Genomic DNA, 16,445 nt, shown 5'->3' with positions numbered 1-16,445 from the left:
TATGGCCGGTGATGATAAGACGAGTGATTTGTTTTCTGCAGCAGGTGTCTCCGATGATGCTGTGACTCGCCCCCTGGCTGTCCGCATGCGGCCGACCAGGGTGGAGGATGTGGTTGGTCAGGGGCAGGCTTTGCAGCCCGGTTCACCCCTGCGCCGAGTAGCTCAGCCGCCGGCCCATTCCAGAACAGCTCCTACCTCTATCATTCTTTTCGGCCCTCCTGGTGTCGGCAAGACTACCCTGGCCTATATAGCAGCCAGGCAGTCGGGCCGAGCTTTTGAAGAATTGTCAGCTGTAACTTCTGGTGTTAAAGATCTTCGTCAGGTTCTTCAGCGGGCTCACGAGAGGCTGGTTTCTCAGGGTAAAGAGACTGTCCTTTTTATTGATGAAGTCCATCGCTTTTCCAAGTCTCAGCAGGATGCCCTCCTGCCCAGTGTGGAAAACCGTGATATCACCTTTATTGGTGCCACAACAGAAAATCCTAGTTTCTCCATTATTTCTCCCTTGCTCTCCCGGTCTGTGGTGGTCAAACTGGAAACTTTGTCTGCAGACGATATCAAGGCCATCCTCCTGAGGGCTCTTGCCAGCGAGCAAGGTTTGAATAAAGAGGTTACCCTTCAGGAATCTGCCCTGGAAGACATCATCCGTCTGTCTGCTGGGGACGGACGAAAAGCACTGACTATTCTGGAGGCAGCTGCCGGTGCTGTTTCAGGTGACAAAACTGATACTGCCGATAAGGCCGATGCTTCTGGTATGGATAGGGCTGCCCCTGGGGAGAAAAAGCCCATCATAACCAGTGAGGTAATCTCTCAGGTCATGGATGTTGCCCAACTGGCCTATGACCGGCAGGGGGATGAGCATTACGATGTGGCTTCAGCTTTTATAAAATCCATGAGAGGCTCTGACGTAGATGCATCCCTGCACTATTTGGCTAGAATGATCCGGGCTGGGGAAGACCCACGTTTTATTGCCCGACGAATTATGATTGCTGCCTCTGAGGAGGTGGGAATGGCTGCCCCTCAGGTCTTGGAACTGACCGTTGCGGCGGCTCAGGCTGTTGCTATGGTTGGAATGCCGGAGGCCAGAATTATTCTCTCCCAGGCTGTGATCGCCGTCGCTACTGCTCCCAAATCTAATGCCAGCTACCAGGCTATAGCAGCAGCCTTGGCTGATGTTGATGCAGGAAATATTGGACATGTGCCCCTGCACTTGCGGAATGCTCCTACTAAACTGATGAAGGATTGGGGCAACCACGATGGGTATATTTATGCTCACGATGCTCCCCATGACATTGCCCGTCAGGAATATATGCCTGAAGAATTGAAGGGGCGTGAGTACTACCATCCCAAGGCTAATGGCTATGAGAGGGAACTGGGGCCCCGCCTGGAAACTATCAGAAATATTCTGCATGGTCAGGAGGAGCCCTCTAAGGAGTCCTTGAAGAGGGACTCTTCCGGCGGAACCCCAGCAGAGCCCGATTCTCATAGTGACTCTGAATCTGAATCAGGTTCTGGCTCAGAGTGAACTATTCAGAGGTGCAGTAAAATCCACAGTACCCTCTGTGAATAATTCCGGATCTATGGTCTTAGACTGAGATAGATGTAGAACTGTTGCTGACCTGATCGGAGGAATTCTCCGACTGAGATGAGCTGGATGAGCTCGAGGAATCGTCTGATTTATTCGATTCTCCCGACTCATTCGATTCCTTTGACTTCGTCGAATTATTGGAATTAGTGGAATTATCCTGATCAGTGCCAGGATTTGAGGAGCCTGCCTGTCCTCCGGGCTGAGATTCTTGATTAGACCCTTGTCCAGATCCCTGAGGTCCATTGCCGGGCATCATGTTTGATCCGTTGGAATTGTTTCCTCCGGTTTGTCCTGCCCAACCACCGGCAGGTGAGTTAGATACTGAGGAATTGCCGGACATGGCCGAGTAGAGAGCTCCGCCCCCAACTCCGCCTGCCAGTCCGCAGACTAGAGCCAGACTGGCGGCGATGAGCAAGATTTTATTGGTGGTTTTATTCCCATTCTTCTTCTGAACTGTTCCTGCCTGCACAGAAGGACCATAAAAGGGCTGATTTCCACCGCTATAGCCGGCTTCCGTCTGATAATTTCTCTGATAATTTCCTAATGATTGAGCCTGTTCCTGCTGCTGAGTCTGTTCTTGCGGCTGGGTATGGCCCTGCTGCCCAGACCCCTCTGGTTGCTGTGGATAATTGGTACTCATTGTCATCCTTTCGTTGATAGTGGTAGTCTTCATACAACCCGATCAGTCTGTAGACAAACTCCTGATCGACTGACATGAGACCACCAAAATCCTGAGGGAGGAAAGCATTTTTCCTGAAAAAACCTTAAAATTAACCACGAAACAGGAGAATGATCACAATCCCTTATCAGTATTATCATGGATTTATGAAGGAAAATCAGACTAAGGAAAATCAGAATCTTGTTTTTGCCCTTGCTCAAATTGATACCTGTGTGGGAGATATAGAAGGAAATGCCAGGAAAATTATAGATTTCTCGCGCATGGCACATCAGCAGGGTGCTGATATTGTTCTCTTTCCTGAAATGACTTTAACCGGCTATCCCATAGAAGACCTCGCTTTTAGGGCAACATTTCGCAAAGCCGCTTATCGCACAGCTGATCAAGTCGCTGTTCAACTCCAGGATCAGGGATTAGGATCTCTCTACGTTGTGATTGGCACCGTGGGGGCCGACGTGGATGGTCTGCCCCGCAACCGGCTGCTGATCCTTCACAATGGCAGGGTAGAAGCTTCGTATGATAAGCATTTCCTACCGAATTACGGAGTGTTCGATGAATTTCGTATTTTCTCTGCCGGTCAGGAAACTCTTACCTTAGACATTAAGGGGAAACGGATAGGTTTTGCCATCTGCGAGGATATATGGCAGGAGGGGGGAACGGTCGCGGCCCTGGCTCAGGACCATATTGATGTTCTGGCGACTATCAATGGTTCCCCCTATGAGGAGGGAAAATATCATACCCGGGTCGACTTATGTCGGAAGAGGGCGGGACAGGTTCATGCTCCCGTCATTTATCTTAATCAGGTCGGGGGGCAGGATGATCTGGTTTTCGATGGGGGAAGCTTTGTAGTAGGAACAGATGGTCAGATTCTTGCCCAAGCCGGAAAATTCCAGGAAAGTCTTCTTCTGTGGTCTCTGGGCAACACCAGCCCCACTGATCTGGTTTCTCCCTTGGATCCAGATGAAGAAGTTTATCAAGCCTGTGTAGCTGGCTTGCGTGATTACATGAGGAAGAATCATTTTTCCGGAGTGGTTTTAGGCTTGTCAGGTGGGATAGATTCTGCTCTGGTTGCATCCATAGCTGCTGATGCCTGCGGAGGGGATAATGTATGGGGAATATCCATGCCCAGCCGGTATTCTTCAGATGGTTCCCGCGATGATGCCGCAGACCTGGCTCGTAGGTTGGGGGCTCACTATGACATCCAGCCTATTGAACCACTTTTCCAGTCTTTCCAGCAGGAGCTTAGTTTGGAAGGGATTGCGGCAGAAAATCTTCAGGCTAGAATCAGGGGAGTCATAGTCATGGCTTACTCCAATTCTCATGGTCTACTTGCCCTGGCAACCGGGAATAAGTCTGAATTGGCCTGCGGTTACTCAACTATTTACGGAGACGCTGTCGGAGGCTTTGCCCCCATTAAGGACCTCCTTAAAACGAGAGTATGGCAGTTGGCTAGATGGAGAAACCGAGCAGCTCAAGAAGCAGGGGAAGTTCCCCCCATTCCTGAGAATTCTATTAACAAAGCTCCCAGTGCTGAGTTGCGACCAGGGCAAAAAGATTCCGATTCCCTGCCCGAGTATGCTGTGCTCGACCAGGTTTTGGCCGCCTATATTGAAAAAGCACATGGACGTCAGGATCTGCTTAACGATGGTTTTGACCCCAAAACTGTTGATACTGTTATGCGCTTGGTCGATAAGGCAGAGTGGAAGCGTCGCCAATACCCGTTGGGTCCCAAGGTAACAGCTCTGGCTTTTGGCCGTGATCGTCGGCTGCCAGTAACCTCTGCTTTCAGAGAATAAATCTTTCAGATATCACGAAACAAAATACGGAATACACCAAATCCCAGGTAAATATGATGACATTTTTTCAAAATCTTTCCGACTCTTCAGAGAAGAGGGAAAAGACTGAATCAGAGAATAAGGTCAAAGCTGATATAGAGGCGCTGAAGAAAGATCTTCCTTCGGTTGATCCTCAGGGACTGATGGATATGACTGATCGTAAGCAGTGGTATTACAATTCCCGGACCAAGAAAGTCGAATACGGGAAAATTTCTCCCTACAGTGAACGTATGGGCCCTTATGGGAGTCGAGAAGAAGCTGAAAAAGCCGTAGAGATTGCTGCTAAGCGCAATCAGGTATGGGAGGCAGAAAATAAGCTCTGGAAGGGAATAGGGGAGGAAGAGTCTGAGCAGGACGATAATCCTGCTGGGAAAAAGAGCAAATGATGGCTGGGGTAGCCGGGGCAGGGTCAGTGCGAGCGAACAGTGTGAGCAAGGTCACGCATTTTCTTATCTCAAAGCCTAAAATTACTTGATTTGTGAGTACTCCCAGTAATAAAATAAAAGTATTCGGTGCATAGGTGCATCGTTAGTTATACACGTAAGGAGTATGTATGACAGCAACAGAAAAGGCAGTTGCTTCTGCACAGGAGCTTCAGGCAAAGGCCTGGAAGGACTTCAAGGGTGGCAACTGGCAAAATGAAATCGATGTGCGTGACTTCATCCAGAAGAACTACACGCCTTATGAAGGTGACGAATCTTTCCTTGCTCCGGCTACTGAAAAGACCCATCATCTGTGGAAGAAGCTCGATGATGAGTATCTGGCAGTAGAGCGCAAGCAGCGTGTTTACGATGTTGATACCCATACACCTGCTGATATTGATGCATTCCCAGCTGGTTACATTGATGATCAGGATGATGTTATTGTAGGTTTGCAGACAGATGTTCCCTGCAAGCGGGCTATGATGCCTAATGGCGGTTGGCGTATGGTTGAGCAGGCTATCCGTGAGGCTGGTAAGGAGCCTGACCCAGAAATCAAGAAGATTTTTACCCGTTACCGCAAGACTCATAATGACGGCGTTTTTGGTGTGTATACAGCACGCATTAAGCGGGCACGCCACAACAAGATTCTCACAGGTTTGCCTGATGCTTATGGCCGCGGTCGTATCATCGGTGATTATCGCCGTGTTGCCCTTTATGGTGTCAACAGGCTGATTGAGCTGAAGAAGCGCGATAAGGATTCCATCCCTTACCGCAATGATTTCACCGAGCCTGAGATTGAGCATTGGATTCGCTTCCGCGAAGAACATGATGAACAAATCAAAGCTCTGAAGAAGCTGATTGTTCTGGGTAATGAGTACGGATTGGACCTGACCCGTCCTGCACAGAATGCTCATGAAGCTGTTCAGTGGACCTATATGGGCTATCTGGCATCCGTCAAGAGTCAGGACGGCGCTGCCATGTCTATTGGCCGTCTGTCCGCCTTCTTCGATTGCTATTTTGAGCGTGATCTGAAGGCCGGCCTCATTACCGAAACTGATGCTCAGGAGATTATCGACAATATCGTGATGAAACTCCGTATTGTTCGTTTCTTGCGGACCAAGGACTACGACAATATCTTCTCCGGTGATCCTTACTGGGCCACCTGGTCTGATGCTGGTTTCGGAGATGACGGCCGTACCCTGGTTACCAAGACCTCCTTCCGCCTGCTCAATACCTTGACCCTCGATCATCTGGGACCAGGGCCCGAGCCTAATATCACCATCTTCTGGGATCCTAAGCTGCCTGAGGGCTATAAGCGTTTCTGCGCCAGGATCTCTATTGACACCTCTGCTATTCAGTACGAATCCGATAAAGATATCCGCAGCCACTGGGGCGACGATGCAGCCATTGCCTGCTGCGTGTCTCCTATGCGGGTAGGTAAGCAAATGCAGTTCTTCGCCGCTCGTGTGAATACTGCCAAGGCTTTCCTCTACGCACTTAACGATGGCCGTGATGAAATGACCGGTCTGCGGGTCATTGATGAAGGCGTGCTTGAGCCTCTGAAGTTCAACGAAGATGGTACCTTGAATTTTGATTCCGTTAAGAAGAATTATGAAAAGGCTCTGGAGTGGCTGTCTGAGACCTATGTTGAGGCCTTGAACATTATTCATTATATGCATGATAAGTATGCTTATGAATCCATTGAAATGGCCTTGCATGACAAGGAAGTGTACCGCACCCTCGGTTGTGGTATGTCTGGTCTGTCTATCGCAGCTGATTCCCTGTCTGCAGTTAAGTATGCCAAGGTCTATCCTATCTATAACAAGGATGCCAAGGGTACTCCTGAATATGTCGAGGGTGCTGATGATGATCTGATTGTCAACTTCAGGACCGAAGGTGAGTTCCCCATCTATGGTAACGATGATGACCGTGCTGATGATTTGGCCAAGTGGGTTGTTTCTACGGTTATGGGTCAAGTTCGCCGCCTGCCTGTATACCGTGATGCCGTTCCAACTCAGTCTATTCTGACTATTACTTCTAACGTCGAGTATGGTAAGAACACAGGTTCCTTCCCGTCTGGTCATAAGAAAGGCACCCCCTTTGCGCCCGGTGCTAATCCGGAGAACGGCATGGATACTCATGGCATGCTTCCATCCATGTATTCAGTTGGAAAGATTGATTACGATGATGCTCTTGACGGCATCAGCCTGACCAATACCATTACACCCGATGGCCTGGGCCGTGATGAGGAAGACCGCATTACCAACCTGGTCGGTATTCTCGATTCCGGCAATGGTCATGGTCTCTATCATGCCAACATCAATGTTCTTCGCAAGGAACAGCTGGAGGATGCGGTTGAGCATCCTGAGAAGTATCCTCACCTGACCGTGCGCGTGTCCGGCTATGCTGTCAACTTTGTCAAGCTGACTAAGGAACAGCAACTGGATGTTATTTCCCGCACCTTCCACCAGGGGGCTGTTACTGATTAATTTGCTGCTTAAAGGTGCTGATGATTATAAAGCATTGATGATAGCAATTAAATTAATCAGATAAGTTAAGCAATCTGAATAAACAACCTGAAGCGGGGGGACTGTCCTACAGCCTCTCCGCTTTACATGTTTTTCCCGGTAGGATAAAGATAGAAAGTGGTGCCCGGTCATGTTTGTTCAGATATCTCATTTACTCATTTAAAGGAGACGATGATGTCAGATTTCCGCACAACCAAGCCCCACATGCTCCGCCAGTCCAAAGTATATGAAAGCAGGACTCTCATGGGCGGGTTATCTGGTTTTGAGTCTCCTGTGGGAATGGACAGAAGGGACAGACTCCAGGCCTTGAAAACGGGTGACATAGGTTTTGTTCATTCCTGGGATATCAACACCTCGGTCGATGGGCCCGGTACCCGGATGACTGTCTTTATGAGCGGCTGCCCTCTGCGCTGCCAATACTGTCAAAATCCTGATACTTGGAAAATGAGGGATGGCCAGCCTGTCTATCTGGATGCCATGGTTGCCAAGGTGGAGAGGTACAAGGATCTCTTCCAGCTAACCGGAGGTGGCATTACCTTCTCTGGAGGAGAATCAATGCAGCAGCCCAAATTTGTGACCAGGGTGTTTAGGGCAGCAAAAGAGATGGGAGTTCATACCTGCTTAGATACCTCTGGTTTTCTTGGAGAAAACTATTCTGACGATGACATTCGCGACGTTGATCTTTGCCTTCTGGATGTTAAATCAGGCGATGAGGAAACATATAGAAAGGTAACCGGGGGTTCCCTTCAGCCGACTATAGATTTTGGTAAGCGCCTTTCCCGGCTGGGCACTAAAATCTGGGTTCGCTTTGTTCTGGTCCCGGGTTTGACTGATTCTGAGGACAATGTTGAGAATGTGGCCTCTATCTGTCAGGAATTCGGCGATGCGGTAGAACATATTGACGTCCTGCCTTTCCACCAGTTGGGTCGGCCTAAATGGCACGAACTGCGGATTCCTTATTCTTTGGAGGATACTAAAGGGCCTTCCGCTGCTCTTAAGGAAAGGGTTATGGGCCAGTTTAGGAATCATGGCTTTGTTGTCTATTGATTCTCTAATGACGATATTTCCCGTGGAAATATTTGTGAATAGTACAGCTATGCCCGGGCAGTGATATTCTAAACCTGCTATGAGTAATTCTGCTGTCTACAATGCTGAGCATGATGTGAGGCTTCTATCGGAGCCCAGTGGGGGAGTGCCCGACCTTATTTCTACCCGTGAAGGTTTTGATGATTTTGTGGAGAGATTTGCTTCTGCTTCCGGCCCCTTGGCCGCAGATGCTGAAAGGGCTTCCGGCTACCGGTATTCACAGCAGGATTGGTTAGTTCAGTTTAAGCGCCAAGGTGCAGGAATAGCGCTGGTTGATCCGGTGGCAGTTGCGGAGAAAGGGGCTCAGTGGGAAGATTTTAACCAAGCCCTGGGCGATACTGAATGGATTATTCATGACAGTCTTCAGGATCTGCCTGGTTATTATGCCCTGGGGATGAGACCAAGCAGACTTTTCGATACGGAAAGAGCGGCTCGTTTACTGGGGAATGCTCACTTTGGTCTTGCTGCCGTTACCGAAAAGTATTTGGGTTTGACTCTGGCCAAGGAGCATTCGGCTGCTGACTGGTCTTACCGTCCCCTTAACAGGGATATGCGCAACTATGCTGCTCTTGATGTGGAAGTCCTGATTGAGCTGAGGAATACTCTTTCTGCTGAACTGAGAAGAAGCGGAAAAGAAGAGTGGGCCCAGGAGGATTTCGCCTTCCTTTTGAAGAAAGGATCCCGGCCTCGGCCGGAAAGAATCGAACCCTGGCGTCATATTTCTCGAATAAATTCCCTGGATCGGGATCTGCGGGGGCTGGCAGTTGCCCGTCAGCTGTGGACGGTCAGGGATTATTATGCCAAGCAGTATGATATAGCTCCTAATCTTTTGCTCCAGGACAGTGCCATAATTGAAGCAGCCCAGCGAAAACCGCATAATTCCAGAGAATTTGCTTCTATTCGCTCTCTCAATCAAAGGGTGAGAATGAGAAAAGGGGATGAGCGCGACAAGATGTTTGAACGCTATGCCCCCATTCAGCGCCGGGTCAAGCCTGCTGTCTGGAAACAGGCCATCCGACAGGCTCTTGATTTGCCTGACAATCAGCTTCCATCCAGAAAGAATGTCAGATCTGATGAATCCGGGACCAATGCTCCTAAATCGATGAAACTGTGGAAGAGCCACCATCCTGATAGGTATGCCTGCCTGGAAGCTGCGAAAAGAAGAATAAATCAGATTAGTCAGGATACGCAAACCCCGGCAGACATTCTGCTCAAACCTCAAATTCTGCGGAATCTTTGCTGGCATTCCAAGGACTTACCTCTCAGGAATAGGGAGAGGGAGGGCAGTGACTCAGTGCACACTTTTCTCATAGATCAGGGGGCCCGTAGGTGGCAGGCTGACTTGCTTTCTGAGTCTCTGACTAGCGTTATTATATAAAGGTTGTCTTCGTGTTGTCGTAGGAAAAGACTGCGCACTGTGCGAAGCTGTGTATGAGAATACGATGAATTGGAGCCTAGCGTGAAAATAACCGTGAGGAACGTAGAGCCTACAAGGAAGGTTCTGACCATTACTGTCGACAAAAACGAGCTCGAGCCGCATATGGAAAAGGCCCGTAAGAACATCGCCAACCAGGTCAACATCCCTGGATTCCGCAAGGGGCATGTTCCCGGCAAGCTTATTGAGCAGCGTTTCGGTTATGGGGCTGTAGTTGGTGAAGCTGTTAATGATGCCGTTCCTGAGTTCTATAATCAGGCTATTGAAGAGCGCAAACTTCGCCCTATGGATCAGCCTAAGATCGACATGAAAGATGTCCCTGAATCCCGCGATGACGGCAAGAAGCTGAAGTTCACAGCAGATGTAGAGGTTCGTCCGGAGGTGAAGCTTCCTGATTTCGCCAGCATGACAGTTGATATTCCTGCCCCGGCTGTTACCGAGGATGATGTGAATCAGCGTCTGGATGCTCTCCGTCAACGTTTTGGCACTTTGACCTCTGTTGACCGTCCCGCAAAAAAAGGCGATTTTGCTAACGTTTCCCTGGACGCTCAGATTGATGGCAAGAGTGTTGATTCTCAGGACGGAGTCAGCTATGAGATTGGTTCCGGTACCATGCTAGCCGGAATGGATGAGGCCCTCGATGGCCTGTCAGCCGGAGAGGAAACTACCTTTGAGTCCACCCTGGAAGGGGGCGAGCACGAAGGTCAGAAGGCTCAAATTAAGGTCACACTTAATTCTGTTAAGGAAGAGCAGCTGCCTGATCTGGATGACGATTTTGCCAAGGACGCTTCTGAATTCGATACCTTGGATGAACTCAAGGAAGACATCCGCAAGCAGAGTCAGGTAGATGCCCAGGCTCGGCAGGCAACAGAAGCCAGGGATGCCTTTATGACTCAGATTGAAGAAGCCGAGGAGATCCCTGTCCCCAAGGGTATTCTGGAGAATACCACCAAGGAGCATCTGCGGTCCATGGGAGTGGAAGATCCCAAGAAGGCCACTAAAGAGCAGAAAAAGGAAGCTGAGGACAGCGCCATCAAAGAACTGCGCGATCAGATTGTTCTGGATACTTTAGCTGAGGCTCTTAACGTTCAGGTTACCCAGACCGATGTGACTAACTTCCTTGCTTCCATTGCCCAGCAGTATGGAATGGATCCCAGCAATTTCATTACTTCCATTGTTAAGAATGGTCAGCTGAATTCTGCCGTTCAGGAAGTTGCCCGGTCCAAGGGAATGATTGAGGCCATGAGGCAGGTTACTTTTACTGACCCTGATGGAAAGACGGTTGACCTGGGACAATTCCTGGGTACCGGTGAAGAAGAGTCTGAAGATGACAGCGTTGCAGCAGCTTCTGATGCAGCAGCTGTTGCCGATGAAATCAGCAAGGCTTCCGAAGAGTAAATTTTCATTCGCAAGAGAATAAACAAGGCCCGTTTTATGCGGGCCTTGCTGCTTTTTTTGGTGCTGGATTTTTGTTTCTCACTGCCGGTGTGTTTGGTATTCCCATGGTGGTTTCCATTAGGTAGGTTCCACTAGGCGGGAACCGATTGCAGAATACCGATAGGGGTACCGATAGTATGAGTAAATAAATAAGCAGGTAGCAGGCGAGGCGGTATGAGATGATGGATCTGATTTCTCCTTTCTTCCGAACAATCATGGGAAGAAAAAGAGGAGAAGGGGATGTGCAGGAGGAAGATGAACTGTCTTTCTTCCAACAGCCGGGTGGATTCATCCCAAGTCTGGTCATCATTTTTGGCCTGGGCCTTGTCATTGGGCTCTGCTCTGCGGCCTTGTCCTGGCTCTTGACCGTATTCCAGACCTATCTTCTGGGGTCAGTAGAAACATTGACACATCCCACTGCTTTTGAAGTTCCCTATTGGAGACGAGTAGCCAGTGTAACCATTGCCTGTACGATAGCAGCTGTAGTCTGGTGGTGGATTCGCAGGCGGGAGAGAATACCTTCGGTTGCCGCTGGAGTCGCGGGAGATACAATGCCTGTGGGTGGTACTGTGATTCATGCCCTCCTGCAGATTTTTATTGTTGGTGCCGGAGCCTCAGTTGGTAGAGAGACTGCCCCCAGGGAAATTGGTGCTCTCGTGGGTCAGAAGCTGTCTGCCTGGTGGAAGCTCAGCAGAAAAGATATGGCTTTAGTGACTGCTGTTGGAGCTGGAGCCGGATTTGCTGGGGTCTATAACGCTCCTCTGGCGGGCATGTTCTTTGCTGTAGAAATTTTACTTGCTGATGTTGGAGGACAGACTGTGGTTCTTGCCTTGGGAACTAGTCTGATCTCAGCTTTTGTAGGGTCGAGCATTCATGGAACTGATCGATTTTATATGGTTCGCGGGCTCAATCTTTCCTGGCAGCTTCTTCTTTTTTCCTGTCTGGCAGGTCCGCTGGCAGGGTTAGCGGCTTATCTTTTTCGGTCTCTGACCAGCTGGGCGACAAAACGCAGCGAGAGGAGCGTCCACATTCTTTGGGCCCTGCCTGTTATGGGCCTGGCTACTGGTCTTATTGCCATTGATTTCCCCGAGATTTTGGGCAATGGGAGGTCCTTGGCCCAGACCGCTTTCAACACCACAGTTGTCTCTTCTCTCCCTTTTCTGGCTTTTATGATGGTGATGAAAACTGGCGCTACTGTTATGACCATTCGATCCGGCGCTTCCGGGGGAGTGTTGACCCCTGCGGTAGCTGTGGGAGCTTGTCTTGGGGCGATATGCGGGTTTGGATGGACAGCTGTTTTTCCCACAGTTTCCATTGGGGCCTGTGCCTTAGTTGCGTCTGCTGCTTTTTTGGCAACCTCTCAAAGAGCTCCTCTGATGGCAACTGCTTTCATGCTGGAATTAACCCATGCCAGTATTAGCTTTCTTCTTCCGGTCGGATTGGCTGTTTCTTTATCAGTATTAACCTCCCGACGCATGGAATCATGGTCGCTTCATGAAAAGTAACGTAAAAGTAAAGTAAAAATAAATAAAAGTACCGTTTTGCATCACGAAGGCAAAAACAAAAGTTGATACGAATCGACTCAATTTTTATGCTTATTGCTCAAAGAGGCCCCTCCGTCGGTTATCGGCTGTATTCTAAAATCGTAATAACTCTTATAAAGGAGACAAAGTGACAGATAATCTGCCGATTTCGCCTCGGATGGATGAGGGGCAGGGGATGGGAATACCCGACCCCATTTTTAATCGTCTTCTCAAGGATCGGATCATTTGGCTGGGTTCAGAAGTCAAGGATGAAAATGCCAATGTGATTTGTGCGCAAATGTTGATGTTGGCTGCTGAGGATCCCACAAAAGATATTTGGCTTTATATTAATTCACCAGGCGGATCCATTACTGCTGGTATGGCTATTTATGACACTATGCAGCTAATTGAACCTGATGTAGCAACGGTTGCTGTAGGCATGGCCGCTTCCATGGGCCAGTTCCTTTTGTCTAGCGGAACTAAGGGCAAGCGTTTTATCACCTCACATGCCCGGGTACTTATGCATCAACCGTCGGGCGGCGTTGGAGGAACAGCTACAGATGTGAGAATTAATGCTGAACTTATTATGGATATGAAGAAAACCCTTTCTGAGCTGACAGCGGAGCAGACCGGGCATACCCTGGAAGAAATTTACAGGGATAATGAATATGATCACTGGTTTACTGCCCAGCAGGCTTTGGACTACGGATTTGTTGACAAGATTGTCACTACTCCTGGTTCCATGACAACCCAGGGTCAGGCAGAAGGACAGGGGGAGTGATGATTTCTCAAGAAGCACAGTTTATTTCCCGGGCAGAAAAATTAGCTGGCCCTCAGGCTCGGTATGTAATGCCTCAGTTTGAGGAGAAAACATCATTCGGCTATAAACGGTCCGATCCTTATACCAAACTCTTCGAAGACAGAATTATCTTCATGGGTGTTCAGGTTGATGATGCGTCGGCTGATGACATTATGGCTCAGCTTCTGGTCTTGGAGAGCCAGGATCCTGATCGGGATGTTGTTCTCTACATCAATTCTCCTGGCGGGTCCATGACCGCTATGACTGCGATTTATGACACCATGCAATACATTAAGCCAGATGTTCAAACCGTCTGCCTGGGGCAGGCTGCTTCTGCAGCTGCTATCCTCCTGGCAGCCGGGACCAAGGGCAAGCGGCTGATGTTGCCTAATGCCCGGGTTCTCATCCATCAGCCTGCCATGGGACAGGATTTTGGAAAAGCAACAGAAATTGAGATTCAAGCTAAGGAACTGCTGCGTATGCGTGAATGGCTGGAGAATACTCTGGCAAAGCATACCGGACAGGATGTAGAAAGAATCCGTAAAGACATTGAAACAGATACCATCCTGACCGCTGAACAGGCCAAGGAGTATGGCATGGTTGATGCCATCCTGGAGCACCGCAAGTAAAGGGTTCAATAAAGAACCTCAGGTGTTCCGGACAAAGCTGCCCAGGGGAGTATAGGAAAAGAATTTTTCTTAGCATCTCTTATATGCGGTATAGTTCGGTTGGCTGCCGGGGAGTATACATCCTGCAGGAAGTGTATTTCCCAGCAGCCTTTCTGTTATTTTCTGTTAGTGGTCACGGTAGAATCAACAAGGTCACTACTTATTGCACGGCTGTAAAGGACAAGGTGTATGGGGCAGGTAATTGATTACAACGATGATGTGCCTCGCTGTAGTTTCTGCGGGAAGACTGAACTCCAGGTCAATAAGCTGGTCACTGGGGACGGGGTGGCTATTTGCGATGAGTGTATTGAACTCTGCGTGGAGATTGTCTCGGATGAACGTCAGGCAGATGCTCAGAGCAATTCTCTGACCCTGATGACTCCAGCACGGATTTCCAGCTATCTTGACCGTTACGTTGTTGGGCAGAAGAAGGCAAAACATGCCTTAGCCGTTGCTGTGTACAATCATTACAAGCGGATCAACATGGAGCTGGAAGACTCGGCAGAAAAGCTCAAGCGCAGCCTGTCAGCAGAACATTCAGATTTGGATCAGGTCGTAGTCGCTAAATCCAATGTCCTCCTTTTAGGACCAACGGGAACAGGTAAGACCTACCTGGCTCAGACACTGGCTTCTATCATGGATGTTCCCTTCACTATTGCAGATGCTACCACTCTTACGGAAGCCGGGTATGTTGGAGATGATGTCGAGACAATTCTTCAGCGGCTTATCCAGGCCGCTGATGGCAACATCAATCAGGCCCAAAGAGGTATTATCTATATCGATGAAATTGATAAAATAGCCCGGAAATCAGGGGAGAATACGTCAATAACCCGGGATGTTTCGGGTGAAGGAGTTCAGCAGGCCCTGCTCAAGATCATCGAGGGGACTGTATCGACAGTTCCAGTAAAAGGAACCCGCAAGCACGAAGATCAGGAAATAGTCCGCATTAACACGAAAGATATTCTTTTCATCTGCGGCGGTGCCTTTGTAGGCCTGGAGGACATTATACGCAGGCGCCTGGGAAAGAGAGAAACCGGCTTTGGAACTGACTGGAGCCTTCAGGATACGAGTGATGAAGACATCCTCACCCTGGTCACCCCTGACGATTTGGCCGAATACGGACTGTTACCCGAATTCATTGGCCGTATGCCTGTAGTATCCACCCTCAGTCCCCTGACCGTGGACGATTTGGTGTCAATTTTGACTACTCCGGTTAATGCTCTAACCAAACAGTTTCAAAAAATGTTCGCTGTTGATCAGGTTGACTTATCCTTCACTGATGAGGCCTTACGGTCCATAGCTAAGAAATCTCTTAGCCGGGGGACTGGAGCCCGCGGTTTGCGGTCCATCATGGAAAATCTTCTCCAGGAAACGATGTTTCGAATTCCGGATCGGACTGATGTATGCCGGGTGATTGTGGATGAAAACACAGTTGAAGGCAAATCACAACCCCAGCTGGTTCTGAAATAAGGCATATCTACTCTTTCTTCTACTCTTTCTGTTTTACTGCCGGAAAGGTTAGCTTCCGTTGGTTTCAGCCCGATATGAACCGGCTTGACCAGATGAAGAGGATTTAGATATGTCCGTTTATTCAGGCGGACTCCCCAGTGAAGACAAGTCTTCCCACAGTGGTCGCTTTCCCCGTCGACAAATCCTATCTGCTGCCCTTTACTGACAGCAGTGCCTGCTGTCAGGTCAGAACGAGCAGGTTCAAAAGTATTTACCCGATTAGAGGCGTCTGTCAAACTGATACTATCCTTGCCGGCAACTTTCCCCACAAAGGTAAGCTTTCCTGATATGGGAGCCAGGATCGCCTCCTTCTGAGATACTGCCAAATCAATTCCTCTGTGCCCGGAGGCCCAAGGTTGAGGTGGGGCTTTGAAGGGGGCAAGGATTGTGGGTTCTTTCCGGCCTGCTTGAAGAGCAAGAGGCCAGGAATAGGCAGACCGGCAGACAGATTCAGCACAGGCTTGGGGCCAGATGTGCAGTCCCGCAGGCAGGAAGAGGTAGAAACACGAGGGGAAAATACAGACCAGGAGGGCAATGAAAAGCGGGTTCCGCATATGCAGTATACGGGACATATGCGGCAGGGAAGCTCTGATCTTCGATTTCTTCCTGCTGTTTAGCAGGGACATCACAGTGGTATGTTTCATACTTTTCAGTATGAGGATTACAGACTGAAAAGAAAAGTTATTTTGATAATGTGTATAAGTGTGGGACACGCCAGCCGAAAAGCCCCTTGCTTTTTTCCATGCCTCCTCATATACTGTATGTCTTGTGCGGTGCTTTGCACGACATATTCCCGCATAGCTCAGTTGGCAGAGCGTCTGACTGTTAATCAGAATGTCGCTGGTTCAAGCCCAGCTGCGGGAGCTCACAGGCCGGAATAATTGTTCCGGCTTTTTGCATATGTAGGTGTAAAATAAACATGGTGGTCTGCACAAAGCTTGT

Annotated in this window: 13 protein-coding genes, 1 tRNA gene and 1 pseudogene; 13 read left to right on the top strand and 2 right to left on the bottom strand. The window is 49.2% G+C overall.

The window, feature by feature from the left end:
* The first annotated feature begins 1 nt into the window (after position 1).
* Positions 2–1,522 carry a replication-associated recombination protein A gene (locus tag SCIP_RS03800; protein ID WP_006293196.1) on the top strand — a complete coding sequence of 507 codons (1,521 nt, stop codon included), beginning with the start codon at positions 2–4 and terminating at the stop codon, positions 1,520–1,522.
* Positions 1,523–1,583: 61 nt separating this feature from the next.
* On the opposite strand, the gene SCIP_RS03795 is transcribed toward SCIP_RS03800, so the two are convergent.
* Complete coding sequence (locus SCIP_RS03795; protein ID WP_006293195.1) at positions 1,584–2,258, bottom strand: hypothetical protein; 675 nt, start codon at positions 2,256–2,258, stop codon at positions 1,584–1,586.
* Between the two features lie 152 nt (positions 2,259–2,410).
* Between SCIP_RS03795 and SCIP_RS03790 the strand changes: the two genes are divergently transcribed.
* The 10 genes from SCIP_RS03790 (at position 2,411) to clpX (ending at position 15,464) form a co-directional block, all read left to right on the top strand.
* Complete coding sequence (locus SCIP_RS03790; protein ID WP_040591121.1) at positions 2,411–4,057, top strand: NAD+ synthase; 1,647 nt, start codon at positions 2,411–2,413, stop codon at positions 4,055–4,057.
* A 53-nt stretch (positions 4,058–4,110) separates the two neighbouring features.
* Positions 4,111–4,482: a hypothetical protein gene (locus SCIP_RS08305; protein WP_231287979.1), complete on the top strand. Its 372-nt coding sequence runs from the start codon at positions 4,111–4,113 to the stop codon at positions 4,480–4,482.
* A 167-nt stretch (positions 4,483–4,649) separates the two neighbouring features.
* Positions 4,650–7,007: a formate C-acetyltransferase gene (gene pflB / locus SCIP_RS03780; RefSeq protein ID WP_006293192.1), complete on the top strand. Its 2,358-nt coding sequence runs from the start codon at positions 4,650–4,652 to the stop codon at positions 7,005–7,007.
* Between the two features lie 213 nt (positions 7,008–7,220).
* The gene (gene pflA / locus SCIP_RS03775) at positions 7,221–8,093 is read left to right on the top strand and encodes a pyruvate formate-lyase-activating protein (protein WP_081442815.1); all 873 of its coding nucleotides are present in this window, start codon (positions 7,221–7,223) and stop codon (positions 8,091–8,093) included.
* A 79-nt stretch (positions 8,094–8,172) separates the two neighbouring features.
* The gene (locus tag SCIP_RS03770) at positions 8,173–9,510 is read left to right on the top strand and encodes an HRDC domain-containing protein (protein WP_040590616.1); all 1,338 of its coding nucleotides are present in this window, start codon (positions 8,173–8,175) and stop codon (positions 9,508–9,510) included.
* A gap of 81 nt (positions 9,511–9,591) precedes the next feature.
* A complete protein-coding gene (tig, locus tag SCIP_RS03765; RefSeq protein ID WP_040590613.1) occupies positions 9,592–10,965 on the top strand; it encodes a trigger factor in 1,374 nt (457 codons plus the stop codon).
* Between the two features lie 218 nt (positions 10,966–11,183).
* Positions 11,184–12,509 carry a chloride channel protein gene (locus SCIP_RS03760; protein ID WP_006293188.1) on the top strand — a complete coding sequence of 442 codons (1,326 nt, stop codon included), beginning with the start codon at positions 11,184–11,186 and terminating at the stop codon, positions 12,507–12,509.
* Between the two features lie 196 nt (positions 12,510–12,705).
* Positions 12,706–13,308 (top strand): ATP-dependent Clp protease proteolytic subunit, encoded by a 603-nt coding sequence (locus tag SCIP_RS03755; RefSeq protein ID WP_115672874.1) that lies wholly within the window; start codon positions 12,706–12,708, stop codon positions 13,306–13,308.
* On the top strand, positions 13,308–13,955 hold the full coding sequence (locus SCIP_RS03750) for an ATP-dependent Clp protease proteolytic subunit (RefSeq protein ID WP_040590611.1): 648 nt from the start codon (positions 13,308–13,310) through the stop codon (positions 13,953–13,955). The genes SCIP_RS03755 and SCIP_RS03750 overlap by 1 nt, the downstream gene beginning before the upstream one ends.
* A gap of 228 nt (positions 13,956–14,183) precedes the next feature.
* Positions 14,184–15,464 carry an ATP-dependent Clp protease ATP-binding subunit ClpX gene (gene clpX, locus SCIP_RS03745; RefSeq protein WP_006293185.1) on the top strand — a complete coding sequence of 427 codons (1,281 nt, stop codon included), beginning with the start codon at positions 14,184–14,186 and terminating at the stop codon, positions 15,462–15,464.
* A gap of 161 nt (positions 15,465–15,625) precedes the next feature.
* Here the strand turns inward: clpX and SCIP_RS08480 are convergent.
* A pseudogene (locus tag SCIP_RS08480) lies at positions 15,626–15,829 on the bottom strand (M23 family metallopeptidase); the annotation flags it as partial.
* A gap of 12 nt (positions 15,830–15,841) precedes the next feature.
* On the opposite strand from SCIP_RS08480, the gene SCIP_RS08040 reads away from it, so the two are divergent.
* Positions 15,842–16,120 carry a hypothetical protein gene (locus SCIP_RS08040; RefSeq protein WP_171821023.1) on the top strand — a complete coding sequence of 93 codons (279 nt, stop codon included), beginning with the start codon at positions 15,842–15,844 and terminating at the stop codon, positions 16,118–16,120.
* A gap of 174 nt (positions 16,121–16,294) precedes the next feature.
* Positions 16,295–16,367 (top strand) — tRNA-Asn (locus tag SCIP_RS03735).
* The last annotated feature ends 78 nt before the right edge of the window (positions 16,368–16,445 follow it).

The organism is Scardovia inopinata JCM 12537 (assembly GCF_001042695.1).
GTDB lineage: Bacteria > Actinomycetota > Actinomycetes > Actinomycetales > Bifidobacteriaceae > Scardovia > Scardovia inopinata.
Note: the sequence above shows the minus strand (reverse complement) of the source record. Positions and strands in the feature narration are given on the sequence as shown.